The following is a 23,542-nucleotide window of genomic DNA, read 5'->3' as shown; positions in this document are numbered from 1 at the left end:
CTTCGATGGTGGTGCGGGACGCCGCGGGTGTGCCCGACGGCGCCGGTGCGCGCACCTATCAGGTCCGCACCTACGGCTGTCAGATGAACGTCCACGACTCCGAGCGGTTGGCGGGCCTGCTGGAAACGGCCGGTTACCGGCGCGCCCCCGAGGGGGCCGACGCCGACGTGGTGGTCTTCAACACCTGCGCCGTCCGCGAGAACGCCGACAACAAGCTGTACGGCAACCTCAGCCACCTGGCCCCGCGCAAGCGCGGCAACCCCGAGATGCAAATCGCGGTCGGGGGCTGTCTGGCGCAGAAGGACCGGGACGCGTTGCTGCGCAAGGCGCCCTGGGTCGACGTCGTCTTCGGCACGCACAACATCGGGTCGCTGCCCACGCTGCTCGAGCGGGCCCGGCACAACAAGACCGCCCAGGTGGAGATCGCCGAGTCGTTGCAGGAATTCCCTTCCTCGCTGCCGAGTGCACGCGAATCGGCTTACGCCGCTTGGGTTTCCGTCTCCGTCGGGTGTAACAACAGCTGCACGTTCTGCATCGTGCCCGCGCTGCGCGGCAAGGAGGTCGACCGCAGCCCGGCCGACATCCTGGCCGAGGTGCGGGCCCTGGTGGACGACGGCGTGCTCGAAGTGACGCTGCTGGGCCAGAACGTCAACGCCTACGGGGTGTCCTTCGCCGATCCGGCGCTGCCCCGCGATCGCGGCGCCTTCGCGCGGCTGCTGCGGGCCTGCGGGGACATCGAGGGGCTGGAACGCGTGCGATTCACCTCCCCGCATCCGGCGGAATTCACCGACGACGTCATCGACGCGATGGCGCAGACACCCAATGTCTGCCCCGCCCTGCACATGCCGCTGCAGTCGGGCTCCGACCGGGTGCTGCGCGCGATGCGGCGCTCCTACCGCGCCGAGCGGTACCTCGGCATCATCGACCGCGTGCGTGCGGCCATGCCGCACGCCGCCATCACCACCGACCTGATCGTCGGCTTCCCCGGTGAGACGGAAGAGGACTTCGCCGCCACGCTGGACGTGGTCCGGGAGGCCCGGTTCGCGGCCGCGTTCACCTTCCAGTACTCCAAGCGGCCCGGCACCCCGGCCGCCGAACTCGACGGGCAGCTCCCGAAAGCCGTTGTGCAGGAACGGTACGAGCGGCTGGTCGAGCTGCAGGAGCAGATCTCGCTGGAGGGCAATCGCGCGCTGATCGGTCAGACCGTGGAGTTGCTGGTCGCCGCCGGCGAGGGGCGCAAGGACACCCGCACCGCCCGGATGACCGGCCGCGCCCGCGACGGCCGCCTGGTGCACTTTGGCTTGGACAACTCCGGGGCCGACCGGGTGCGACCCGGGGACCTCGTCACCGCGGTCATCACCCAGGCGGCGCCGCACCACCTCATCGCCGACGCCGGCATCCTCAGCCATCGCCGAACCCGCGCGGGTGACGCGCACGCCGCCGGGCAGCGCCCGGGCGGCGTCGGCCTCGGCATGCCCGCCGTCGGACCGCCCACCGACCCCACAGAACCCCTTGGATGTGCCCGATGATGGAAGAACACCCCGACCTCGACGCCCTGCGCACCGAAATCGAGGCCGCCGAACGCCGGGTGGCACGCGGATTCGACCCGGGCCCACGCGGTTTCGTCGTGGCGATCCTGGTTTTCGTGCTGCTGGGATCGTTCATCCTGCCGCACACCGGGGCGGTGCGGGGCTGGGACGTGTTGTTCAGCAGCCACGGCGCAGGCGCTGCGGCGGTGGCGTTGCCGTCGCGGGTGTTCGCCTGGCTGACCCTGGTGTTCGGCGTCGGATTCTCCATGCTGGCGCTGGTGACGCGGCGCTGGGCGCTGGCCTGGACCGCGCTCGCGGGCTCGGCGCTCGCCGGGGCGGCCGGACTGCTCGCGATCTGGTCGCGCCAGACGGTCGCCGCCGGGCACCCGGGCCCCGGGGTGGGGTTGATCGCGGCGTGGATCGTCGTCCTCGCGCTGACCTACCAGTGGGCGCGGGTGGTGTGGTCGCGCACCATCGTCCAGCTCGCGGCCGAGGAGCAGCGTCGCCGGGTCGCGGCGCAACAGCAGTCGAAGACGCTGCTGGACAGCCTCAACGACGAAGCTGGGCCCGACGGCCCGGGACTTACCGGAAAGCCGGCGCCCCGGGACCCCGACGCCTAGGGCTTACGCGTCAGCGCCTCGGCGGCCGCCTGCGCCCACTGCCGCCACTGTTCGGCGTTGGCCCTGGCCTCCTCGGCCTCTTTGGTGCGGCCCGCCGCGGCGGCCTTCTGCGCCTGCTGCTCGTACTGTTCGGCGCGGATGCGGAACTGCTCGGCGCGGGCCTGAGCCTGGGGATCCGACCAATCGGCCTCGCCCGCGTCGCGCACCTTCTTCTCGACGGCACGCAGCCGGCGTTCCAGCTCGGCGGACCGCTCCCGCGGCACCTTGCCGATGGCATCCCACTTCTCGGCGATCGAGCGCAGCGCCGCACGGGCCGCGTCGTGGTTGCTGGTGTCGATCTTCTCCGCCTCGGCGAGCAGTGCCTCCTTGGCCGTGGCATTGGCCCGCAGCTCGGCGTCCTTTTCGGCCGTCGCGGCGTTGCGCGCCGTGAAGAACACGTCCTGGGCCGCCTTGAACCGCCGCCACAGGGCGTCGTCGACGTCCCTGGCCGCCCGGCCGGCCGCCTTCCACTCGGTGAGCAGCTTGCGGAACTCGGCGCTGGTGGCGGTCCAGTCCGTCGAATCGGACAACGCCTCGGCGCGTTCGCACAGTTGTTCCTTGGCCTGCCGGACGCCCATGCGTTCGCGGTCCAGCTCGGCGAAGTGTGACCCCCGCCGGCGGTTGAAGGCCTCGCGCGCCGCCGAATAGCGCTTCCACAGCGCGTCGTCGACCTTCCGGTCCAGGCCGCTGATGGTCTTCCACTCGTCGAGAATGGCCCGCAGCCGGTCACCGGCGGCCTTCCACTGCGTCGAGTTCGCGGCCAATTCCTCGGCCTCGGCGGCCAGCGCCTCCTTGCGCGCGGTCTGGGCGGCGCGATGCTCGTCGCGGCGGGACCGCTCCTGCGCGACGGCCGCCTCGACCTGGTTGATGAGGCTGGCCAGCCGGCCGGCCAGCGCGTCGACGTCGCCAAGCACGGCCGCCGTCGGCAACGTTTCGGCCAGCTCGGCGGCGTGTGCCTTGATCTTGCGGGCGTCACCGGTCCCCGCCGCGAGTCGCTCCTCCATGAGCGTGACCTCGGTGCTCAGGTCGTCGAAGCGGCGACCGAAGTGGGCGAAAGCGGCTTCGCGGTCACCGGCCTGCCACGAGCCGACGATGCGCTCGCCGGCGGCGGTGATCAACCAGACCGTGCCGTCGTCGTCGACGCGCCCGAACTGGTGCGGGTTGCTGCGCGGCGGCGCCGGAATCGGGTGGACGACGGGCCGCGGCGCCGAGCTTGACGGCCGGGGGCCGGGACGCGGTCCCGGGCGTGGCACCGGGCGTGAAACCGGTTGCGGCACCGGCCCGGCCGGGTCCGGTCCCTGGGGTTCGTCAGCCGTCATGCGCTCGTCACCTACCCTTCGCGCGGTCGGAACTCCGCGCACCTGCCGCGCGTAGCGGCACCGTCTGCTACATCTGTGGGCCGGCCCTCACGGCCTTCCCAACAGCTGCTTAACAGTATTCAAGCAGCTTGTCGGCGCATCCGCCGCCACCTCAGATCTTGCCGTCCGAGATGCGCCGGCGCAGGCGCATCGGGTATCACACTTGTCTCCTACCCCGACTCGAACGGAGAACCCATGGCCACGGTGGACATCGCCGCTTTGCTCGCGCTGGCGTCCGCGCTCTGCGTCGCGATCGGTGACGTGCTGCAGCAGCGCGCGACCCACCGGATCGCCGACACGTCGATCGGGCAGCTCGAACTCTTCCGCAGGCTGCTCGGCAACCGGCGGTGGCGGTGGGGGGCCGTGATGCTCGTGGTCAGCATCGTGTTGCAGGCGGCGGCCCTGGACCAGGGTTCGGTGTTGTTGGTGCAGGCGCTGCTCGTGCTCTCCCTGCTGTTCGCGTTGCCCATCAGCGCGCGCCTGGCCGGCCGCGCCGTCACCGCCCGGGAGTGGGCCTGGGCCGTGGTGCTGACCGCCGCGGTGATCGTGATCGTCACGGTCGGCAACCCGCGGGCGGGCCACTCGACGGCGTCGCCGCGGACCTGGGCCGTCGTGGCGGCGGTGCTGGCGCCGCTGCTGCTCGCCTGCCTGCTGGCCGCCCGGGTGTGGGGCGGCGCGCTGGCCGCCGCGCTGCTCGCCTTCGTTTCCGGTTCGCTGTGGGCGGTTTTCGCGGTGCTCGCCAAGGGAGTGGTGCACCGGGTCGGCGACGGTGGGTGGGCGGTGGTCCGGACACCCGAGCTGTACGCGTGGCTGCTGGTCGCGGTCGCGGGATTCGCCTGGGAGCAGTCGGCTTTTCGCGCCGGCGCCCTGACCGCCTCGATGCCGACGCTGGAGGTGTCGCAGCCGGTCGTGGCAGCCGCGCTGGGCGTCGCCGTCCTCGGTGAGACGCTCGACACAGGGCGCGCCGGAATGCTGGCGCTGGCGGTCGCGGCGCTGGTGATGGCGGCCGCCACGGTCGCGCTCGCGCGCGGCGACGCCTCCGCGACGCAGGACAGAGTCGCGGCGCGCGTTCCGGATGCCGCAGCGCAACCGGCGTAGCCGGGCCGCGGTTAACCGGATCGCAGCGTTGCCCACAGCGCTTCCTTAGGTTAATGCCGTAAGAACAAAGGGTGTTTCGTCGAACGCGCCGCAGCGTGGGCGACGTCATACAGTTGTTGCTGAACTGATCGCAAATATTGCGTGTATTTGCCCGAGCCCCAGGGAAAGCTGGTCGGGGCAATCGTGAGGTGAGGGGTCGCTCATGTCGAAGGTTGATGTCGCGGCGTTGATTGCGTTGTGCGCCGCGCTGGCATCCGCGGTCGGCGACGTAATCCGTCAGCGCTCTGCGCAGGAGATCACGGACAAGCAGGTGGGCCACCTGGAGCTGTTCCGCATGTCGCTGAAGGACACCCGGTGGTGGCTGGGCGGCCTGGCGGCGATCATCAACTACAGCCTGCAGGCCGGGGCCCTGGCCTGGGGCTCGGTGGTGCTGGTGACGGCGCTGCAGGTGACCGCGTTGCTGTTCGCCCTGCCGATCTACGCGCGGCTGACGAAGCGCCGGGTCACCCGCTGGGAGTGGGTCTGGGCGGTGGTGCTCGCGGGCGCCCTGGCGGTGGTCATCATCGTCGGCGACCCGGCCTCCGGCCATCAGCGCGCATCGGTCGAGACGTGGGCCATCGTCGCCGCCGTGATGGTGCCGTTGTTGGTGGCGTGCGTGGTGGCCGCGCGGATCTGGTCGGGCAGCCCGTTCGCGGCCGCGCTGCTCGCGGTGGTCGCGGGTTCGGCGCTGGCGTTGTTCGCGGTGCTCACCAAGGGGATCGTCGAGGTCGGCGAGGACGGCCCGCTGGCCGTGTTGACCGCGCCCGAATTCATCCCGTGGCTCCTGCTGGCGCTCACCGGGATGATCTTCCAGCAGTCGGCGTTCCGCGCCGGCGCGCTGACGGCCTCGATGCCGACGATGACCGTGGCGAAGCCCGTGGTGGCCGGCCTGCTCGGGATCTTCGTGCTCGGCGAAACGCTGGGCGCGTCCGGTCCCAAGGCCTTGGTGCTGGTCGCGGCGATCGCGGTCGTGATCGTGGCAACGGTCGCGCTGGCCCGCGGCGAGGCCGCCACCATGGTCGCTGAGGTCGGCCGTGACGACGGAACCATCGCGCCGGACGGCTGGTCGCCCGCGGAGGGCGAGGCCGACCCTTTTAGCACCGGCCCCGTAGTCGTGGCCGCCGAGGCCTGAGCGCACGCGTCGCCGAACCATTAGTTTGGTGGCGTGCTCAGCGGGATTGCCATCGTTCCCTCGGCGCCGCTGCTGGTGCCCGAGCTCGCCGGCGGGGCCGCCGCGGAGGTGACCGACCTGGTCGCCGCGGTGCTGGCGGCGGCCGCCTTCCTCCCCGCCCGCTGGACCGTCATCGGTGCCGCGGCGCGCGACGGCGTGTGGGGGCCCGATGCGGCCGGCACGTTCGCCGGTTTCGGTGTGGACGTCCGGGTTGGGCTTTCCCCCCGCGCCGCGGCACCCGCCGACCTGCCCCTGTCCGCGCTGGTGGCCGGCTGGGTTCGCGGCCAGGTCCGCCCCGACGCGACCGCGGAGGCGCGCATCTACCGCACCGACCGCGACGCTGAGACCGCCCTGGCCGAGGGCCGGGCGTTGCGCGCCGAGCTCGACCGGTCAGCCGAGCCGATCGGGGTGCTCGTCGTGGCCGACGGCGCAAACACGTTGACTCCGGCCGCGCCCGGCGGCTACGACCCGGCCAACGCCGACGCGCAGCTGACCCTCGACGACGCCCTGGCGACCGGCGACGTCGCCGCCCTGGCGCGGCTGCCGCGCCAGATCCTGGGACGCGTCGCCTTCCAGGTGCTGGCCGGCCTGGCCGAACCCGGCCCCCGATCGGCCAAGGAGCTATACCGGGGGGCGCCCTACGGCGTCGGCTACTTCGCCGGCGCCTGGCAGGTCTGAGGCGATCGTGCGACCACTGGCGATCATCGGCCCCACCGGCACCGGCAAGTCACAGCTGGCGCTCGACGTCGCCGAACGGCTCGGCACCGCCGAGATCGTGAACGCCGACGCCATGCAGCTCTATCGCGGCATGGACATCGGCACGGCCAAACTGCCCGTCGGGCAACGCCGCGGCATCCCGCATCACCAGCTCGACGTGTTGGACGTGACCGCGACGGCGACGGTCGCCCGCTATCAAGGCGCGGCCGCCGCGGACATCGAGGCGATCGCGGCCCGCGGCGCCGTCCCGATCATCGTGGGCGGCTCCATGCTCTACATCCAATCCCTGCTCGACGACTGGTCGTTCCCGGCGACCGACCCCGCGGTGCGGGCGCGCTGGGAGCGGCGGCTGGCCGAGGTCGGCGTCGGCGGGCTGCACGCCGAGCTGGCCCGTCGGGATCCCGCCGCCGCGGCGGCCATCCTGCCGACCGACGCCCGGCGCACCGTGCGGGCGCTCGAAGTGGTCGAGCTGACCGGACGGCCGTTCGCCGCGTCCGCCCCGCGCATCGGCGCCCCGAGGTGGGACACCGCCATCGTCGGATTGGACTGCCAGACAACGACTCTGGACGAGCGCCTGGCCCGCCGCACCGACGCCATGTTCGACCAGGGCCTGGTCGACGAGGTGAGCGCGCTGCTTTCCGAGGGCCTGCGCGACGGGGTCACCGCCTCGCGCGCCCTGGGCTACGCCCAGGTGATCGAGGCGCTCGACGCCGGGGGTGGCGCCGAGCGGCTGCGGGACGCGCGCGAACAGACCTACGTGGGCACCCGACGCTATGTGCGCCGGCAGCGGTCGTGGTTCCGCCGCGACCACCGGATTCATTGGCTGGACTCTGAAAAAGGGGGCGCCCGGCTCGTCGACGAAGCGCTGGCAGTTCTGAGCCACGTATCCTGAGCAGGTGATTTTCGCGAAGGGCCACGGCACGGAGAACGACTTCGTGGTGCTCCCGGACGCGGAGGCCGCCCTCGACCTCGCCGCCGCCCGGGTGGCCGCCCTCTGTGACCGGCGGCGCGGATTGGGCGCCGACGGCGTGCTGCGGGTCACCACCGCCGGGGCCGCGGTGGCGGCCGGCGTGCTGGACCGCCTGCCCGACGGCGTGGCCGCGCCCGACTGGTACATGGACTACCGCAACGCGGACGGTTCCATCGCCCAGATGTGTGGCAACGGCATCCGGGTGTTCGCGCATTACCTGCGGGCCAGCGGCATGGAGTCCCGCGACGAGTTCGTGATCGGGTCGCCCGCCGGTCCGCGGCCGATCACCGTGCACCACGCCGGCGCGACGCACGCCGACATCAGCGTCGACATGGGCAAGGCCAACGCGCTGGGCCCCGGCAGCGCAGTCGTCGGTGGCCGCCGGTTCTCCGGCCTGGCGGTCGACGTCGGCAACCCCCATCTCGCGTGCGTGGACCCCGACCTGACCGTTGAGGAACTCGCCGGGCTGGACGTGGCGGCGCCGGTGACCTTCGATCACGCCCAGTTCCCCGAGGGGGTCAACATCGAAGTCCTCACGGCGCCGGCCGACGGCGCGGTCCGGATGCGCGTGCACGAGCGGGGCGTCGGCGAGACCCGCTCCTGCGGCACCGGCACGGTCGCGGCCACGGTCGCCGCGCTGGCCGCCGCCGGCGCGGACACCGGCACGCTGAACGTGCGGGTGCCGGGCGGCGACGTCGTCGTCACCATCACCGACGCCACCAGCTACCTGAGGGGATCATCGGTGTTGGTGGCGCACGGGGAGATCATGGGGGAATGGTGGGAAGCGCAGCGACGTTAATTCGAGTGCACGACGCCGATCCGCCGTGCATCATCTTGTATTGCCTATGACACATCCTGAATTCTCCAAACCCGCTGTGCCGGAGCCGAGCACCGGCGAACTCGCCCTGGAAGAACGGTCGGCGCTGCGCCGCGTCGCCGGGCTGTCCACCGAACTCACCGACGTATCCGAGGTCGAGTACCGACAGCTCCGCCTGGAGCGCGTCGTGCTCGTCGGCGTGTGGACCGACGGCACCGCCGCCGACAGCGAGGCCAGCATGGCCGAGCTGGCCGCCCTGGCCGAGACCGCCGGTTCCCAGGTGCTCGAAGGCCTCATCCAGCGCCGCGACAAGCCCGACCCGTCGACCTATATCGGCTCGGGCAAGGCCCAGGAGCTGCGCGAGGTGGTGCTGGCGACCGGCGCCGACACCGTGATCTGCGATGGTGAACTGTCCCCGGCGCAGCTCACCGCCCTGGAAAAGGCGGTGAAGGTGAAGGTCATCGACCGCACCGCGCTGATCCTGGACATCTTCGCCCAGCACGCCACCAGCCGGGAGGGCAAGGCGCAGGTGTCGCTGGCCCAGATGGAGTACATGCTGCCGCGGCTGCGCGGCTGGGGTGAGTCGATGTCCCGGCAGGCCGGTGGCCGTGCGGGCGGCAGCGGGGGAGGCGTGGGCCTGCGCGGTCCAGGTGAAACGAAGATCGAGACCGACCGCCGCCGCATCCGCGAACGAATGGCCAAGCTGCGCCGCGAGATCAAGGACATGAAACAGGTCCGCGACACCCAGCGCAGCCGCCGCAGGCAGAGCGACGTGCCGTCGATCGCGATCGTCGGCTACACCAACGCCGGCAAGTCGAGCCTGCTCAACGCGCTGACCGGGGCCGGGGTGCTGGTGCAGGACGCGTTGTTCGCCACGCTGGAGCCCACCACCCGCCGCGCGGAGTTCACCGACGGTCGGCCGCTGGTGCTCACCGACACCGTCGGGTTCGTCCGGCACCTGCCCACCCAACTCGTCGAAGCCTTCCGCTCCACGCTGGAGGAGGTCGTCGACGCCGACCTGTTGCTGCATGTGGTCGACGGATCCGACGTCAACCCGCTGGCCCAGATCAACGCCGTGCGCGAGGTGATCTCCGACGTGATCGCCGACCATCACGGCGACCCGCCGCCCGAGCTGTTGGTCGTGAACAAGGTCGACGCCGCGAGCGGCCTGACGCTGGCCGAACTGCGTCACGCCCTGCCCGGCGCCGTGTTCGTCTCGGCCAGGACGGGGGAAGGCATCGAGGCCCTGCGGTGCCGGATGGGCGAGCTGGCCATCCCCGCCGACACGGCCGTGGATGTGGTGATTCCGTACGACCGCGGTGACCTGGTTGCCAGGCTGCACGCCGACGGGCGCGTGCAGCAAGAGGAGCACAACCCCGACGGCACCCGGATCAAGGCGCGGGTCCCGGTGGCGCTGGCCGGGCGCCTGCAGGAGTTCTCCACGGGCTGACCCGGCCCGGCCGGGTCACCCGGCCTCTGCCGACCAACCGTCTGGTTGGTATATGTTGGGCGGCAGAGTTTCCAGTCGCCGGAGGTCATCCACATGGGCAGTGCCGTCAAGTACCAGCGCACTCTTTTCGAGCCGGAGCACGAGCTGTTCCGCGAGTCCTACCGCGCCTTCCTCGAGCGCCACGTGGCGCCCCACCACGACGAATGGGAGAAGGCGAAGATCGTCGACCGCGGCGTGTGGCTCGAGGCCGGCAAGCAGGGCTTCCTGGGCATGGCCGTCCCCGAGGAATACGGCGGCGGGGGCAACCCGGACTTCCGGTACAACACGATCATCACCGAGGAGACCACCGCCGGTCGCTACAGCGGCATCGGCTTCGGGCTGCACAACGACATCGTGGCGCCCTACCTGCTGGCCCTGGCCACCGAGGAGCAGAAACAGCGCTGGCTGCCGAAGTTCTGCACCGGCGAGCTGATCACCGCCATCGCGATGACCGAACCAGGAACCGGCAGCGACTTGCAAGGCATCAAGACCCGCGCCGTCAAGCAGGGCGACCACTACGTGCTCAACGGCGCAAAGACGTTCATCACCAACGGAATCAACTCCGATCTGGTGATCGTGGTTGCGCAGACCGATCCGGAGAAAGGCGCGCAAGGCTTTTCGTTGCTCGTCGTCGAACGCGGCATGGAGGGCTTCGAGCGCGGCCGGCACCTGGACAAGATCGGGCTGGACGCGCAGGACACCGCCGAGCTGTCGTTCACCGACGTGCACGTTCCCGCCGAGAACCTGCTGGGGCAGGAGGGCATGGGGTTCATCTACCTGATGCAGAACCTGCCCCAGGAGCGGATCTCGATCGCCATCATGGCGGCCGCGGCGATGGAGCAGGTACTGGAAGACACGGTGCAATACACCAAGGAACGCAAGGCATTTGGTAAGCCGATCGGCAGCTTCCAGAACAGCCGCTTCGTGCTGGCCGAGCTGGCGACCGAGGCCACCGTGGTGCGCATGATGGTCGACGAGTTCATCCGCCTGCACCTGGACAAGAAGCTGACGGCCGAACAGGCGGCCATGGCCAAGTGGTACTCCACCGAGAAGCAGGTGCACCTGATCGACCGTTGCCTGCAACTGCACGGCGGCTACGGCTACATGCGCGAATACCCCGTCGCCCGAGCCTATCTGGACGCGCGGGTGCAGACCATCTACGGCGGCACGACCGAGATCATGAAGGAGATCATCGGCCGCAGCCTCGGGGTCTAGACCCGCAACGGCATCGCACAAGAACGGTCAATTCGCGGCGGTCGGCAAACGCCGTCAATGTCCGCCGGCCGGCCATTTTCGGGTGGATCGTCGCTGAGTTAATGGCTTCACGTACCGTCGGCGCATGTGTTTTGGGTACACCCGTGCAATGGCGCATCGGGAAAACCGCGGCACGGGCGACAAGCCGGGCCGGTTCGGCCACGCGTGTGCCCCATTGCGCAGGCGTGCGCCCGGTTCGGAAGTCGGCGCGATAAGCCGGACGTCACGCCGGCGACGGTGCGGTCCGTCGCGATTTGAGCGTGGCTCGGCATCATTTCGACATCGGCGTGGTATCCGTTTTTGTAATATGCGTGATTTGACTTCGTATTTCTCGTTGGTTGGAGCAAAGTTATGCGAGCCCGGCGATAATGCGGATCGGCGCGGGGCTGTTTCCGCGCGGTCGGAGTACGGCCCCCTCGCCGGCTGTGCAGCTACGGGCATAGCCGCTGATAGAGCCGTAGCCGTTGGCTGGGAGGCTTGGTGAACGGGCAGAGAGGTCACATGCGCAGGCTGGTCGGGAGCGCACTGGTCACCTTGACCGCCATCGCCACCACCGCCGCCTTGCTGGCGCCTTCCGCGGCGGCGTCTCCGATCGGCGACGCCGAGGCGGCCATGATGGCCGCCTGGGAGAAGGCCGGCGGCGACGGTTCACCGCTGGGCCCCCGCAAGGGTGACGTGTACCCCGCCGGTGACGGCTTCGAGCTGGACTTCGACGGCGGCAAGATGTTCTTCACGCCGGCGACCGGCGCCAAATTCGTCTACGGGCCGATCCTCGACAAATACGAGATGCTGGGCGGACCCGCCGGCAGCGATCTGGGCTTCCCGGCGATCAACGAGGTGCCCGGGCTTGCCGGCCCCGACAGCCGGGTCGCCACCTTCTCGGCCAGCGACAAACCGGTGATCTTCTGGACGCCCGACCACGGCGCGTTCGTGGTGCGCGGCGCGATCAACGCCGCGTGGGACAAGCTCGGCAGCTCGGGTGGGGTGCTCGGCGTTCCGGTCGGCGACGAAACCTACAACGGCGAGGTGTCCGCCCAGAAGTTCAGCGGCGGCCAGGTCTCGTGGAACCGGCAGACCAAGCAGTTCACCACGGAGCCACCGGGATTGGCCGACCAGCTGAAGGGTCTGCAGGTGGCGATCGATCCCACCGCGGCCATCAACATGGCCTGGCGCGCCGCCGGCGGCCCGAACGGACCGCTCGGCGTCAAGAAGGGCGCGCAGTACCCGATCGGCGGCGACGGCATCGTCCAGGACTTCGCCAACGGCAAGGTGTATTTCAGCCCGGCGACCGGGGCGAACGCCGTCGAGACCAACATCCTGGCCAAGTACGAGTCGCTCGGCGGCCCGGCCGGCAGCGACCTGGGTTTCCCCACCGCCAACGAAGCCGACGGTGGCATCCCGTCCAGCCGCGTCGTCACCTTCTCCGGTGCCGACAAACCGGTGATCTTCTGGACGTCGGAGCGCGGCGCGTTCGTGGTGCGCGGCGCCATGAAGGCGGCGTGGGACAAGCTGCGCGGGCCGACCGGCAAGCTGGGCGCGCCCGTCGGCGACCAATCCGTGGACGGCGACGTGGTCTCCCAGCAGTTCGTCGGCGGCAAGATCTCGTGGAACCGGGCGAAGAACACGTTCAGCACCGACCCGGCCAATCTCGCGCCGTTGCTCTCGGGCCTGCAGGTCTCCGGGCAGAACCAGCCGAGCACTTCGGCGACGCCCGCCCATGCCAAGAAGTTCGCGTGGCAGTGGTGGTGGCTGCTGGCCGGCATTCCGGTGCTGGTGCTGATCGTCTTGGCCGGGTTGCTGGCCCTCGGCTGGCGCCGGCGGCGGGTCGCACGTGCCGGCGCCGGCTACGAGCCGCACCGCGACCTCGGTTACGAGCCCGCGGGCGAGGAGCACTGGGGGCCCGGTGACGTCAGCTCCGAGCAGTTCGCCGGCCAGCCGGAGGCGCCCGAAGCCGAGGCTGCCGGGCGGGTCAGCTGGCGGCGGCGCGGCGCGGACGAGGGTGCGTACGGGGACGAGGAGCAGGACCCCGACGCGGTGGACACCGACTCCTTCGCCGCGGTGTCCCCGGCGGCGCTGTCGGAGGCCGGCTACCCCGAAACGGAACCCGGCTACGCCGAAAGCGATTATGCCGAGCCCGATTACGCCGAATCCGAGTACAGCGACGCGGATTACGCCGAGACCGAGTACATCGAAGGCGAGTACGCCGGCGACGCGCACGAGCCCGCCTACCCGCAGGCCGACCGCGCGGACGGGGAGTACGTGGACGCCGAGTACCTCGACGCCGGGGTGCCACCCACTCCTCCGGAGTACGAGGACGGCGCACCCGAAGCCCTCGCCGACGAGCCCCAACATCCGGATGTGGCCGTGCCGCACGTCCCCGCAGACGTAGCCGAGGCCCCCACCCCGGAGGATGCCGCTCCGGAAGCCGCGGCTCCCGAGCCGGCCGCCGCGGCCGTCGTCGCACCCGAGCAGCGGGGCGGGCGGCACGCGGCCGCGGACGACGAGGACGGCGACGCGCCGGGATTGCCGGGGCGCCCGACCATCCACCTACCGTTGGACGACCCCTACCAGGTGCCCGAGGGATACCCGATCAAGGCGAGCGCCCGCTTCGGGCTGTATTACACGCCGGGCAGCGAGCTCTACCACGACACGCTCGCCGAGATCTGGCTGGCCAGCGAAGAAGTCGCGCAGGCCAACGGCTTCGTCAAGGCGGACTGAGCCCGCCCCGGTTAGACCTTGCGGATCACCGTGACGACCTTGCCGAGCACGGTCGCCTCGTTGCCGGGAATCGGGTCGAACGCGGGGTTGTGCGGCATCAGCCATACCTGACCGCCGGCGCGCTTGAACGTCTTCACGGTGGCTTCCCCGTCGAGCATGGCCGCGACGATGTCGCCGTTGTCGGCGACGTTCTGCTGACGCACCACGACCCAGTCGCCGTCGCAGATCGCGGCCTCGACCATCGAGTCGCCGACGACCTTGAGCAGGAACAGCGTGCCCTCGCCGACCAGCTCGCGCGGCAGCGGGAAGACGTCCTCGACGGCTTCCTCGGCGAGGATCGGCCCGCCGGCGGCGATGCGCCCGAGGACCGGCACGAACGTCGGCTCCGGCAGGGCATCCGAGCCGGCGACGTCGGTGGCCGGCGCCGCCACCTCGTCGTCGGCGCCGCGGACGTCGACCGCCCTGGGGCGGTTCGGGTCGCGACGCAGGTACCCCTTGCGCTCCAGCGTGCGCAGCTGATGAGCCACCGACGACGTCGACGTCAGGCCGACGGCGTCACCGATCTCCCGGATGCTCGGCGGGTAGCCGCGGCTGGTGACCGACGCGCGAATGACGTTCAGGATGGTGCGCTGCCGTTCGGTCAGCGATGAATCCACGGCGTGCAACCGGCCGTCCGTGCCGGCCGATGAGGTGTCGCTGCTGTCGCTCATGGCACTGAATGTAACCCCCCCGCGCCCAAGAATCAAACATGTGTTCGACTAGCGTGTCGCGCGGCCTCCTGGCGCCGAAAAGCCGCGCCGAAGTCGTGAATCACAAAGGTGTAACTCTTCGGCAGATCGGGTATTTCGATCGCATGTCAGCTCTAGCGGCCACGAAGTTGTCGGTGGCGTGGTCTAGCGTTCGACTCGTGCGACACGCTTCGCTCACATGTTCGGATTTCGAACACACGAGCGATACAGTCGAACAGCTGAGCGAATCAAGTTGACCGGAGGAACGCAGATGACAACCATCCACACGCTGGCGCCGCGTACCACCAGCCCTCGGCGTCCGGTCAACGGACCCGCCCAGGGGCTTCGCTACGGCCGGGACGGCCTGGCCCGGTCCCGGCGGCCCGCGCCGTCGAGGCCCGCGGGCGCACCCACCCGCTACTACGGCACCGGCGTCGCGGTGTCGGCGGCGCCCCACCGCAAGCGTCCCGTCACGGTGGTAACCACGATCTGGCTCGCCCTGGCCGCCGGCGCGATCACGCTCTGGCTGGGCCTGGTCGGCAACGTCGGTCAGGTGCTCAACGGCGACTCCGGCAGCTCGGCCGCGCACGTCCCGGACCGGTTGGCCGTCGTGCGCGTGGAGGCGGGGGAGTCGCTGCAGGACGTGGCGCACCGGGTGGCGCCGGACGCGCCCGCCCGCCAGGTCGCCGACCGCATCCGTGAACTCAACGACATGAACTCGCCGAACCTGGTGGCGGGCCAGACCTTGATCGCCCCGGTCGGCTGACGGCCGCTCGCTTGACGGCCGATCGGCGGGCGCCCGTTCCGCGCTGAGTCGTTACCCGCGCAGGTGAGGCCGCGGGTACGCTCGAAGTGCTGCGGTACCTGGTTGTCGGCACGGCGAAGGAGCGGTCATGCATTGCCCGTTCTGTCGTCATCCCGATTCCCGGGTGATCGACTCGAGGGAAACCGATGAGGGGCAGGCCATCCGGCGTCGCCGATCGTGCCCCGAGTGCGGGCGGCGTTTCACCACCGTGGAGACCGCGGTGCTGGCCGTGGTCAAACGCAGCGGAGTCACCGAACCCTTCAGCAGGGAGAAGGTCATCAGCGGTGTGCGCCGGGCCTGCCAGGGCCGCCAGGTGGACGACGACGCGCTGAACCTGCTGGCCCAGCAGGTCGAGGACACGGTGCGGGCCGCGGGCTCGCCGGAGGTCGCGAGCCACGAGGTGGGTCTGGCCATCCTCGGCCCGCTGCGCGACCTCGACGAGGTGGCCTACCTGCGGTTCGCTTCGGTGTATCGCTCGTTCGAGTCCGCGGACGATTTCGAACGCGAGATCCAGGCGCTGCGCGAACACCGACAGGTCACGACACCGAGCTGACGGCCCGCGCCGCGGGGCTAGTCTCGGTTTCATGCCCCCCGACTTGCATCCCGATCTCGCGGCCCTGGCGCCGCTGCTGGGCACCTGGGCCGGCCAGGGCGCGGGCGAGTACCCGACCATTGAGCCGTTCGACTACCTCGAAGAGGTCGTGTTCTCCCACGTCGGTAAGCCGTTCCTGGCGTACGGGCAAAAGACCAAAGCGGCGGCAGACGGCAAACCGTTGCACGCCGAGACCGGCTACCTGCGCGTGCCGGCGCCCGGTCGCGTCGAACTGGTGCTGGCCCACCCGAGCGGCATCACCGAGATCGAGGTGGGCACCTACGCGGTCACCGACGACGTGATCGACATCGAGCTGTCCACCACGGATGTCGGCCTCACCCCGACCGCCAAAGAGGTGACCGCCCTTGGCCGTTCGTTGCGCGTCGACGGCGACGAACTGTCGTATTCGGTGCGGATGGGCGCCGTCGGGCAGCCCTTGCAGCACCACCTCGCCGCGGTGCTGCGCCGGAAGAGCTGAGCGCGGGCCGGCCGTCAGTCCAGATGTCGCACACCGTCGTTGACGACGCGCCCGGCCACCCCCACCCAGCCCTCGGCGTTCCAGGTCGTCTCGATGACCGAGCCGCGGCCCTGGGTTATGTGCAGGTCGCGGCTGAGGTAGTCGGTGATCCGCATCGCCGCCGAGCCGGTCGCCTCGTCCTCCGGCACGCCGAGGCTCGCGAAAAACCCGCGGGCGCGCAGGGCACCGGCGGCCCGGTCGGTCCAGGCCCACAGGTAGTGCGCCGTGTCGTCGGGGAAATCGCCCTGATCGGCGGCGAGAAGCGCTGCGGCGGAATCGAATTCGTGCAGGGCCACCTCCGGCGCCCAGTCCGAGCGGGCGCTGACGAGGGTGAGGTCGCCGGCGTAGCTCACCTGCACGAGGCCGGCCGGCACCTGCAGGGTGTTGATCGGCGTGCCGCTCTCCCGCAGCCACCACGAGGCGCCGACCGTGGGGTGCCCGGCGAACGCGAGCTGGACCCGCGGGGTGTAGATGGTGGCGTGCGCGGTCGTCGAACCGGCATGCGGGAGATCGACGAAAACCGTTTCGCTGTACCCCAATTGCGTCGCCAGCCGTTGCCGGTCGGCGGGCCCGACGTGGGCGGCGTTCACCACCCCGAGCGGATTGCCGAAATTGCCTTCCGCATCGGTGAACACCCGCAACACCGTGACGTCGATCCTCATGGACCGACTGTACGACCCCCGGGGCGGCCGCACCGATCAAGGTGGTTCAGGTGGCGCTGCGCTCGTCGGAGCCCATCGCGTTCAGCACGGCGACGCGGGTGGGCGCGGGGCCGCTGACGGCCTTCTCGCCGCCGCCGCTGCGCAGCAGCGCGCGCAGGGCGGCCTGGTCGTATTCGGCGGGAGCGGTGGAATCGATGAAGCGTTCGACGACGTCGATGAAGCGGGCCGGGTCGTCGTGGAACGGGAAGTGGCCGGAGCCTTGGAAGATCTCGAGGCGGGAGCCCGGCATCGCGGCGTGCGCCATCCACGCGTGTCGGACGGGAACCACCACATCCTTGGTGCCCCATACGATCTGCACCGGGATCGCTTCGGTCAGGTAGCAACGATCGAGCATGGTGACGATCTGCCCGCGCCAGTCCACCACCGCGCGCAGTGTGCGGCTGAAGGCCGCCGAGGCCGTGGGCTCCGGCAGGTCGTCGAGGATCCGCAGGACGTTGGGCAGGTCGCGGCCCAGGCCGGTCGATCCGATCGCCAAGCCGGCGATCCGGCCCGCCAGCTGCACGGCCGGCAGTACGAGGGGGAGCCGCAGCAGGGCCAGGGCCTCGCTCCCCATCGGCAGCGACGCGAGCCGGAGCGCGACGTTGACGTCCTTGGTGACGCCGCCGGCGGCGACCAGGATGAGCCGGTCGACCAAATGCGGGAATTGGTAGGCGAATTGCATGGCCACGCCGCCGCCCAGTGAATGACCGACGACCGTCACCCGCTCGATGTCGAGGACGCTGAGCAGGTCCCGCATCCCGTTCGCGTAGGCGGCGACGGAGTAGTCGGCGCGCGGCTTGTCGGATCGCCCGTGACCGAGCAGGTCCGGCGCGATCACCGTGAACCGCTGAGCGAGCTTGGCCTGCACGGTGTTCCAGGTGGTGGAGTTGTCCCCGATGCCGTGGACCAACAGGATCGCGGGCCCCTCACCGGCGATCCGGTAGGCCCGCCGGTAGCCGTGGATGGTGCGAAACTCGAGCCGGGGCGCCGCGACCTCGCGCACCGGGCGGAGAGTGGTCTTGCGCTTCCGCTCGGTCATCTCGCCAACCTTCGGGTCGGGCCGGGGTTAGGGCCGGGTGGAAAGGTCAGGCCTGGTCGTCGTCGCCGCGCTTCTTCTCCGCCTCCTGGGCGAGGAATCGCTCGAACTCGGCACCAAGCTCGTCGCCGCTAGGCAGGTCCTCGTCGTGAGTTAGTAACGACCTGTTTTCCTGAGCGTCGATGAAGGCATCGTACTGGCGCTCGAGCGCGGTCACCACCTGAGCAACCTCCGCGCTGGCCTCGACCTGCTCGTCGATCTTGGTCCGTATCACCGCCGCCGCTTCGGTCAACGCGGTCAGCGGTAGCTCGAGCGACGCGATCTTGGCCACCTGCTCGAGCAACGCCTCGGCGGCGGCCGGGTAGTCGGTCTGCGTCAGGTAGTGCGGGACGTGCACGGTGTAGCCGACGACCTCGTGGCCGTGCTGGGCCATCCGGTATTCGAGCAGGTTGGACGCGCTGCCCGGGACCTGGATCTCGGAGATCCACGGGGTGAACTCGGCGATCAGCTCGGGATTGTTGGAGTGCGCGGTCATCGTGATCGGCCGCGTGTGGGGCACCGCCATCGGGACGGTGCCCAGGCCGATGGTCTGGCGCACGTTCAGGCGCTCGGCGAGCAGGCGCACCGCGGTGATGAAGCGCTCCCACTTCAGATCCGGTTCCATCCCGGCGAGCAGCAGAAACGGGGTGCCGATCGTGTCCCGCAACGCGTACAAGCTCAGTTCCGGCTCGTCGTAATTCGTGAAGTGATCGGTTTTGAACGTCATCAGCGGCCGCCGCGACCGGTAATCCAGCAGCTCGTCGATGGCGAACGAGGCCACCAGCTCGGTGTCCAGCGCCGCCTTGAGGTGCGAGGAGGCCAGCCGGATCGCGTGACCGGCGTCCGAAAAACCCTCCAACGCGTGCACCAGCACCGGGCCGCGGCCATCCGAGGTCGACAACTGCGGCGCCGGCAGCTCGAGCTCGTACATGCCGGCCTGTCCGGGCTGGTAGTGCTGCTCCTGCGCTTCCTGACTAGCCATCGGGATCGCCTCCTCTCGAGGGTCCATCCATGGTGCCCTACCAGTGTCCCCCGAATCGGTGGGCACCAAAATCGAACAGCGGTGTGAAGTTCGCGTTTAATCCGCAAGCGAACACGCCGGTGGGCGGCGGCCGCGAGCGGTGTGCGCGGCGACGCGTCGGAACTGCTCGCCACGCCCATGTCAGGCATGATGAAACCGATGCGCGTACCGACCCTGTTGCTGTGCCTGGTGGTCGCCGTGGCGACGTCGGAGACGTCGTGCAAGCGGCCGCCGCACGATCGTGCGGCGGCCCCGCCGGAGCCCGCGGTGCGCACCAGCGCGCCGGCGCAGCGCCTGGGCCAGCCGCAGCAAAAGGCGGTGGCGGGGCCGGTGGACCCGGACAAGCGCGTCGGCGCCATCTTCATCGACGGTGGGCCGCTGCACGTGTGCACGGGCTCGGTGGTGCATTCGACCGGCGGCAACCTGATGATGACGGCGGCGCACTGCCTGGCCGGGGCCTCCAAGATCACCTTCGTGCCGGGCTTCGCCGGGGACGCGCCGCCGGCCCCGGCCGACATCTGGAAGGCCGACGCCGTCTACCTGGATCCGCGCTGGAGCGCGAGCAAGGATCCCAACGCGGACTACGCGATCGCGCGGCTGAGCAACGACGCCGGGGGTTCGGTGGAGGCCCGAGCGGGCCTGGCGCTGACGCTGGGCACGACGCCGCCGCCCGGCAGCCACGTCACCGTGATGGGCTATCCGGCCGGCGTGGGCGGCTCGCCCATCGGGTGTCAGGCCAGCACGTCGGTGACCGAGGGAGGTTTCCCGTTGTTCCCGTGCGAGGGCCTGGTGGACGGCACCAGCGGCGCGCCCTGGGTGAGCGGCACCACCCTCACCGGGGTGATCGGTGGTTTCGAGCGCGGCGGCTGCGCCGCGAACGTGTCGTATTCGGCGCCGTTCGACGCGCGAACCGCGCAGTTGCTGGCCCGCGCCGACGCCGGCGGCCCCGGCGATCCGGTTCCCGGAGAACTCGACGACAGCTGTTAGTGGCGGAACTGGTTGAGCGCCCGCACTTTGTTCATCACGTCGAGCGCGGCCACCTTGTAGGCCTCGGAAAAAGTGGGGTAGTTGAACACGGCGTCCACCAGGTATTCGACGGTGCCGCCGCAGCCCATCACGGCTTGCCCGATGTGCACCATCTCGGTGGCGCTGGTGCCGAAGATGTGCACGCCCAGCAGCTTGAGGTCCTCGGTGGACACCAGCAGCTTGAGCATCCCGTAGGAGTCGCCGGCGATCTGGCCGCGGGCCAGCTCCCGGTAGCGGGCCACCCCGACCTCGTAGGGGATCGCGTTCTTGGTCAGTTCGACCTCGGTGGCCCCCACGTAAGAGACCTCGGGGATCGAGTAGATGCCGATCGGCTGCAGTTCGGTGATGCCGTCGGTCGGCTCCCCGAAGGCGTGGTAGGCGGCCAGCCGGCCCTGTTCCATGGAGGTCGCGGCGAGCGCGGGGAAGCCGATGACGTCGCCGACGGCGTAGATGTGCGGCACCTTGGTCTGGAAGAAGTCGTCGACGAAGATCCGGCCGCGGTTGTCGGCCTCCAGTTCGGCGTTGTGCAGGTCGAGGTGGTCGGTCTGCCCTTGGCGCCCAGCGGAATACATCACCGTCTCGGCGGGGATCTGCTTGCCGCTGGCCAACGTGGTGACGGTGCCCGCCGCGCCGACGTCGACCGCGGTCACCTCCTCGCCGAACCGGAACGTCACCGCGAGGTCGCGCAGGTGGAACTTCAGGGCCTCCACGACCTCGGGGTCGCAGAAGTCCAGCATGTCGCTGCGCTTCTCCACGACCGTGACCTTGGTGCCCAGCGCGGCGAACATCGAGGCGTATTCGATGCCGATCACCCCGGCGCCGACCACCACCATCGAGGTGGGCAGCGACTTGAGGTCGAGGATGCCGTCGGAGTCGAGCACCCGCTCCTCGTCGAACTCCACGCCGGACGGCCGCGCCGGCCGGGTCCCGGTGGCGATGACGATGTGTTTGCCGCTGACGGTGAGTTTTTCGCGACGGGAGGGGTCTTCGACCTCGATGGTGTGCGGGTCGACGAACCGGCCGTGACCCAGCAACAGGTCGATGCGGTTGCGCATCAGCTGGTTGCGCACCACGTCGACCTCCTTGCCGATCACGTGCTGCGTGCGGGCCAGCAGGTCGGCCGGGGTGATCTTCTCCTTGACGCGGTAGCTTGCGCCGTACAGCTCACGCTGGCTCATGCCGGTGAGGTAAAGGACGGCCTCGCGCAACGTCTTTGACGGGATGGTGCCGGTCTGGACGCACACCCCACCGAGCATCTGGCCGCGTTCGACGACCGCGACCGACTTGCCGAGCTTGGCCGACGCGATGGCGGCCTTCTGGCCGCCGGGCCCCGAACCGATGACCACCATGTCGTACTCTTGCGCCGAACTCATGGAGTAACAGTAGATCAGCAGCACTCACAGTGCTGGGTTCATTCACAGCCGCGGGATTCCGCCTGTTCCCGCGAGCACCGGCTGACGGTAATGGCCGTCAGCGTGGTGCCCATGACGACGCATCGACCTGACTTCAAACTGAACCGGCCCGGCGCACTCATCGCCGCGCTGCCGGCCGTTCTCGGCTTCGTTCCCGAAAATTCATTGGTATTGGTGTCTTTGGACGGCGGCGACCTGGGGGCGGTGATGCGGGTCGACCTGTCCGACGAACTCACCGGCCGGGTCGGGCACCTGGCCGACGTCGCCGCCGCGGCACGTCCCGACGCCGCGATCGTGGTGATCGTCAACGAGGAGGGGGCGCACTGCCCCAGCTGCAACGAGGATTACCGGCGGCTGTGCGAAGCGCTGGCAAACTCCTTGGCGCACAACGGCATCGAGCTGTGGGCCGCCCATGTGGTGGACCGCGTCGCGCTCGGCGGCCGCTGGCACTGCGTGGACGGGTGCGGTTCGAGCGGCGTGGTCGACGACCCATCCGCGTCACCGCTGGCGGCCGCGGCGGTGCTCGACGGTAGGCGGCTCTACGCGCGACGCGCCGACCTGCAGGCCGTCATCGCGGTCGAGGACGCGGCGCGCAGCGCCGCACTGACCGGGGTGATCGACCGGTACGCGACGCGGCGCCTCGCGGCCCAGCGCGCGGATCCGGCCCGGCGGGCCCGGGCCGACGTCAGACACGCGATGACATCCGCAACCCGTGTCGCCGCCGGCGGTGCGCTGTCCTCGACCCAGCTGGCCAAGCTGAGCTGCGCGCTGAGCGACGCGCAGGTGCGCGACATCCTCTACGCCCTGGCGGTCGGCGAGAACGCCGGCGAGGCGGAAACGTTGTGGGCGTTGCTGGCGCGCACCCTGCCCCCGCCGTCGCGGGTCGAGGCGCTGGTACTGCTCGCGTTCAGCGCCTACGCCCGCGGCGACGGGCCGCTGGCCGGGGTGTCGCTGGAGGCCGCGCTGCGCTGCGATCCCGAGCATCGGATGGCGGGCATGCTGGACACCGCGCTGCAATCGGGGCTGAGGCCGGAAGACATCCGGGATTTGGCGCTCACCGGCTACCGGCTGGCCAAGCAGCTCGGGGTGCGGTTACCGCCGCGGCGGCCGTTCGGGCGCCGGGCGGGGTAGCCCGGCGACAGGCCGGCGGTCAGACCTTCTCGACCTTGACGGCGTGCGCCATCTCGTGCGGCAGGGTGACGTTCTCATGCCCCGGGATGACGATGGTCACCCCGGCCGGTCCGGTCTCGACGGTCACCCGGGCATTGGGGACGACGCCGGCGTCCTTCAGGCGGGTGATCAGGTCGATGTCGCCCTGCACGTGTTCGGTCAGCTGGCGGACCACGACGGCCACCGGCGAGCCGGGCGGCAGCTCGGTCAGCCGGACGAGGTTGGCGTCGTCGGCGCCCGACTCGGGGCCGACGCCCAGGTCCAGGAGCCCGGGGATCGGGTTGCCGAAGGGGGAGGTGGTCGGGTGGTTGAGCACCTTCACCAGCCGCCGCTCGACGTCCTCGCTCATCACGTGCTCCCACCGGCAGGCCTCGGCGTGCACTTCCTCCCAGGGAACACCGATGACGTCGACGAGCAACCGCTCGGCGAGGCGGTGCTTGCGCATGACGGCGATGGCCAGCGCGCGGCCCTTGTCGGTGAGCTCGAGGTGCCGGTCGCCGGCGACGTGCAGCAGCCCGTCGCGCTCCATGCGGGATACGGTTTGGCTGACAGTCGGCCCGCTCTGGTCGAGGCGCTCGGCGATCCGGGCCCGAAGCGGCGTCACGCCCTCTTCTTCGAGGTCGTAGATGGTCCGCAAGTACATCTCGGTGGTGTCAACCAGGTCGTTCATTCAGCA

The 23,542-nt window shown here is 70.3% G+C and carries 22 protein-coding genes; 15 read left to right on the top strand and 7 right to left on the bottom strand.

Annotated elements, in window-relative coordinates; all coding sequences use genetic code 11:
• Positions 1–5: 5 nt before the first annotated feature.
• Complete coding sequence (miaB, locus tag A5681_RS02440) at positions 6–1,529, top strand: tRNA (N6-isopentenyl adenosine(37)-C2)-methylthiotransferase MiaB (protein ID WP_067268994.1); 1,524 nt, start codon at positions 6–8, stop codon at positions 1,527–1,529.
• Complete coding sequence (locus tag A5681_RS02435) at positions 1,526–2,149, top strand: hypothetical protein (protein WP_067268991.1); 624 nt, start codon at positions 1,526–1,528, stop codon at positions 2,147–2,149. The genes miaB and A5681_RS02435 overlap by 4 nt, the downstream gene beginning before the upstream one ends.
• Here A5681_RS02435 and A5681_RS02430 read toward each other — a convergent pair.
• Positions 2,146–3,507, bottom strand: a complete 1,362-nt coding sequence (locus A5681_RS02430) for a DUF349 domain-containing protein (protein ID WP_067268990.1) — start codon at positions 3,505–3,507, stop codon at positions 2,146–2,148. The genes A5681_RS02435 and A5681_RS02430 overlap by 4 nt on opposite strands.
• Before the next feature lie 234 nt (positions 3,508–3,741).
• Between A5681_RS02430 and A5681_RS02425 the strand changes: the two genes are divergently transcribed.
• The 8 genes from A5681_RS02425 to A5681_RS02390 all read left to right on the top strand — a co-directional run bounded on the left by A5681_RS02425 (position 3,742) and on the right by A5681_RS02390 (position 13,819).
• A complete protein-coding gene (locus tag A5681_RS02425; protein WP_067268989.1) occupies positions 3,742–4,644 on the top strand; it encodes a DMT family transporter in 903 nt (300 codons plus the stop codon).
• Positions 4,645–4,846: 202 nt separating this feature from the next.
• Positions 4,847–5,815 carry a DMT family transporter gene (locus A5681_RS02420; RefSeq protein ID WP_067268987.1) on the top strand — a complete coding sequence of 323 codons (969 nt, stop codon included), beginning with the start codon at positions 4,847–4,849 and terminating at the stop codon, positions 5,813–5,815.
• 33 nt (positions 5,816–5,848) lie between these two features.
• Complete coding sequence (locus A5681_RS02415) at positions 5,849–6,532, top strand: hypothetical protein (protein ID WP_067268984.1); 684 nt, start codon at positions 5,849–5,851, stop codon at positions 6,530–6,532.
• 7 nt (positions 6,533–6,539) lie between these two features.
• Positions 6,540–7,463: a tRNA (adenosine(37)-N6)-dimethylallyltransferase MiaA gene (miaA, locus tag A5681_RS02410; RefSeq protein ID WP_067268982.1), complete on the top strand. Its 924-nt coding sequence runs from the start codon at positions 6,540–6,542 to the stop codon at positions 7,461–7,463.
• A 4-nt stretch (positions 7,464–7,467) separates the two neighbouring features.
• Complete coding sequence (gene dapF / locus A5681_RS02405; RefSeq protein ID WP_067268980.1) at positions 7,468–8,340, top strand: diaminopimelate epimerase; 873 nt, start codon at positions 7,468–7,470, stop codon at positions 8,338–8,340.
• A gap of 46 nt (positions 8,341–8,386) precedes the next feature.
• On the top strand, positions 8,387–9,808 hold the full coding sequence (gene hflX / locus A5681_RS02400; protein ID WP_067268978.1) for a GTPase HflX: 1,422 nt from the start codon (positions 8,387–8,389) through the stop codon (positions 9,806–9,808).
• Positions 9,809–9,901: 93 nt separating this feature from the next.
• The gene (locus A5681_RS02395; RefSeq protein ID WP_067268976.1) at positions 9,902–11,062 is read left to right on the top strand and encodes an acyl-CoA dehydrogenase family protein; all 1,161 of its coding nucleotides are present in this window, start codon (positions 9,902–9,904) and stop codon (positions 11,060–11,062) included.
• Positions 11,063–11,602: 540 nt separating this feature from the next.
• Positions 11,603–13,819: an LGFP repeat-containing protein gene (locus A5681_RS02390; RefSeq protein ID WP_067268975.1), complete on the top strand. Its 2,217-nt coding sequence runs from the start codon at positions 11,603–11,605 to the stop codon at positions 13,817–13,819.
• A gap of 11 nt (positions 13,820–13,830) precedes the next feature.
• Here A5681_RS02390 and lexA read toward each other — a convergent pair whose 3' ends face one another.
• Positions 13,831–14,529, bottom strand: a complete 699-nt coding sequence (lexA, locus tag A5681_RS02385) for a transcriptional repressor LexA (protein ID WP_067268974.1) — start codon at positions 14,527–14,529, stop codon at positions 13,831–13,833.
• Between the two features lie 289 nt (positions 14,530–14,818).
• Here lexA and A5681_RS02380 point away from each other — a divergent pair, with 289 nt between their 5' ends.
• The 3 genes from A5681_RS02380 (at position 14,819) to A5681_RS02370 (ending at position 16,422) form a co-directional block, all read left to right on the top strand.
• Positions 14,819–15,313, top strand: coding sequence for a LysM peptidoglycan-binding domain-containing protein (locus A5681_RS02380; protein ID WP_067268971.1), 495 nt, complete (start codon positions 14,819–14,821; stop codon positions 15,311–15,313).
• A 127-nt stretch (positions 15,314–15,440) separates the two neighbouring features.
• Positions 15,441–15,905: a transcriptional regulator NrdR gene (nrdR, locus tag A5681_RS02375; RefSeq protein ID WP_046184812.1), complete on the top strand. Its 465-nt coding sequence runs from the start codon at positions 15,441–15,443 to the stop codon at positions 15,903–15,905.
• A 31-nt stretch (positions 15,906–15,936) separates the two neighbouring features.
• The gene (locus A5681_RS02370) at positions 15,937–16,422 is read left to right on the top strand and encodes a peroxynitrite isomerase (protein ID WP_067268969.1); all 486 of its coding nucleotides are present in this window, start codon (positions 15,937–15,939) and stop codon (positions 16,420–16,422) included.
• 14 nt (positions 16,423–16,436) lie between these two features.
• Here the strand turns inward: A5681_RS02370 and A5681_RS02365 are convergent, their stop codons facing one another.
• The 3 genes from A5681_RS02365 to A5681_RS02355 are packed head-to-tail and all read right to left on the bottom strand — an operon-like array spanning position 16,437 to position 19,219.
• On the bottom strand, positions 16,437–17,123 hold the full coding sequence (locus A5681_RS02365) for a PhzF family phenazine biosynthesis protein (protein ID WP_067268968.1): 687 nt from the start codon (positions 17,121–17,123) through the stop codon (positions 16,437–16,439).
• Between the two features lie 46 nt (positions 17,124–17,169).
• Positions 17,170–18,201: an alpha/beta fold hydrolase gene (locus A5681_RS02360; RefSeq protein ID WP_067268967.1), complete on the bottom strand. Its 1,032-nt coding sequence runs from the start codon at positions 18,199–18,201 to the stop codon at positions 17,170–17,172.
• A 46-nt stretch (positions 18,202–18,247) separates the two neighbouring features.
• Positions 18,248–19,219 carry a proteasome assembly chaperone family protein gene (locus A5681_RS02355; protein ID WP_067269153.1) on the bottom strand — a complete coding sequence of 324 codons (972 nt, stop codon included), beginning with the start codon at positions 19,217–19,219 and terminating at the stop codon, positions 18,248–18,250.
• Positions 19,220–19,405: 186 nt separating this feature from the next.
• Here A5681_RS02355 and A5681_RS02350 point away from each other — a divergent pair, with 186 nt between their 5' ends.
• Complete coding sequence (locus tag A5681_RS02350) at positions 19,406–20,245, top strand: trypsin-like serine peptidase (RefSeq protein WP_067269151.1); 840 nt, start codon at positions 19,406–19,408, stop codon at positions 20,243–20,245.
• Here the strand turns inward: A5681_RS02350 and sthA are convergent.
• The gene (gene sthA / locus A5681_RS02345) at positions 20,242–21,657 is read right to left on the bottom strand and encodes a Si-specific NAD(P)(+) transhydrogenase (protein ID WP_067269149.1); all 1,416 of its coding nucleotides are present in this window, start codon (positions 21,655–21,657) and stop codon (positions 20,242–20,244) included. The genes A5681_RS02350 and sthA overlap by 4 nt on opposite strands.
• A 111-nt stretch (positions 21,658–21,768) precedes the next feature.
• On the opposite strand from sthA, the gene A5681_RS02340 reads away from it, so the two are divergent.
• Entirely contained in the window at positions 21,769–22,827 is a 1,059-nt protein-coding gene (locus A5681_RS02340; protein WP_067269147.1) for a DUF4192 domain-containing protein, read from the top strand.
• 19 nt (positions 22,828–22,846) lie between these two features.
• Here the strand turns inward: A5681_RS02340 and ideR are convergent, their stop codons facing one another.
• Positions 22,847–23,536 carry an iron-dependent transcriptional regulator IdeR gene (ideR, locus tag A5681_RS02335; RefSeq protein ID WP_067268966.1) on the bottom strand — a complete coding sequence of 230 codons (690 nt, stop codon included), beginning with the start codon at positions 23,534–23,536 and terminating at the stop codon, positions 22,847–22,849.
• Between the last annotated feature and the right edge of the window lie 6 nt (positions 23,537–23,542).

The sequence above is a fragment of the Mycobacterium scrofulaceum genome (genome assembly GCF_001667885.1).
Classification (GTDB): domain Bacteria; phylum Actinomycetota; class Actinomycetes; order Mycobacteriales; family Mycobacteriaceae; genus Mycobacterium; species Mycobacterium scrofulaceum_C.
The sequence above is the reverse complement of the archived record's forward strand: the minus strand, read 5'-3'. Positions and strand labels throughout refer to the sequence as shown.

Excerpts from the sequence above, each read along its gene's own strand:
- miaB (WP_067268994.1), top strand. The coding sequence starts at position 6 with ATGGTGGTGCGGGACGCCGCGGGTGTGCCCGACGGCGCCGGTGCGCGC.
- A5681_RS02435 (WP_067268991.1), top strand. The coding sequence starts at position 1,526 with ATGATGGAAGAACACCCCGACCTCGACGCCCTGCGCACCGAAATCGAG.
- A5681_RS02430 (WP_067268990.1), bottom strand. The coding sequence starts at position 3,507 with ATGACGGCTGACGAACCCCAGGGACCGGACCCGGCCGGGCCGGTGCCG.
- A5681_RS02425 (WP_067268989.1), top strand. The coding sequence starts at position 3,742 with ATGGCCACGGTGGACATCGCCGCTTTGCTCGCGCTGGCGTCCGCGCTC.
- A5681_RS02420 (WP_067268987.1), top strand. The coding sequence starts at position 4,847 with ATGTCGAAGGTTGATGTCGCGGCGTTGATTGCGTTGTGCGCCGCGCTG.
- hflX (WP_067268978.1), top strand. The coding sequence starts at position 8,387 with ATGACACATCCTGAATTCTCCAAACCCGCTGTGCCGGAGCCGAGCACC.
- A5681_RS02395 (WP_067268976.1), top strand. The coding sequence starts at position 9,902 with ATGGGCAGTGCCGTCAAGTACCAGCGCACTCTTTTCGAGCCGGAGCAC.
- A5681_RS02390 (WP_067268975.1), top strand. The coding sequence starts at position 11,603 with ATGCGCAGGCTGGTCGGGAGCGCACTGGTCACCTTGACCGCCATCGCC.
- lexA (WP_067268974.1), bottom strand. The coding sequence starts at position 14,529 with ATGAGCGACAGCAGCGACACCTCATCGGCCGGCACGGACGGCCGGTTG.
- A5681_RS02380 (WP_067268971.1), top strand. The coding sequence starts at position 14,819 with ATGACAACCATCCACACGCTGGCGCCGCGTACCACCAGCCCTCGGCGT.
- nrdR (WP_046184812.1), top strand. The coding sequence starts at position 15,441 with ATGCATTGCCCGTTCTGTCGTCATCCCGATTCCCGGGTGATCGACTCG.
- A5681_RS02370 (WP_067268969.1), top strand. The coding sequence starts at position 15,937 with ATGCCCCCCGACTTGCATCCCGATCTCGCGGCCCTGGCGCCGCTGCTG.
- A5681_RS02365 (WP_067268968.1), bottom strand. The coding sequence starts at position 17,123 with ATGAGGATCGACGTCACGGTGTTGCGGGTGTTCACCGATGCGGAAGGC.
- A5681_RS02360 (WP_067268967.1), bottom strand. The coding sequence starts at position 18,201 with ATGACCGAGCGGAAGCGCAAGACCACTCTCCGCCCGGTGCGCGAGGTC.
- A5681_RS02355 (WP_067269153.1), bottom strand. The coding sequence starts at position 19,219 with ATGGCTAGTCAGGAAGCGCAGGAGCAGCACTACCAGCCCGGACAGGCC.
- A5681_RS02350 (WP_067269151.1), top strand. The coding sequence starts at position 19,406 with ATGATGAAACCGATGCGCGTACCGACCCTGTTGCTGTGCCTGGTGGTC.
- sthA (WP_067269149.1), bottom strand. The coding sequence starts at position 21,657 with ATGAGTTCGGCGCAAGAGTACGACATGGTGGTCATCGGTTCGGGGCCC.
- A5681_RS02340 (WP_067269147.1), top strand. The coding sequence starts at position 21,769 with ATGACGACGCATCGACCTGACTTCAAACTGAACCGGCCCGGCGCACTC.
- ideR (WP_067268966.1), bottom strand. The coding sequence starts at position 23,536 with ATGAACGACCTGGTTGACACCACCGAGATGTACTTGCGGACCATCTAC.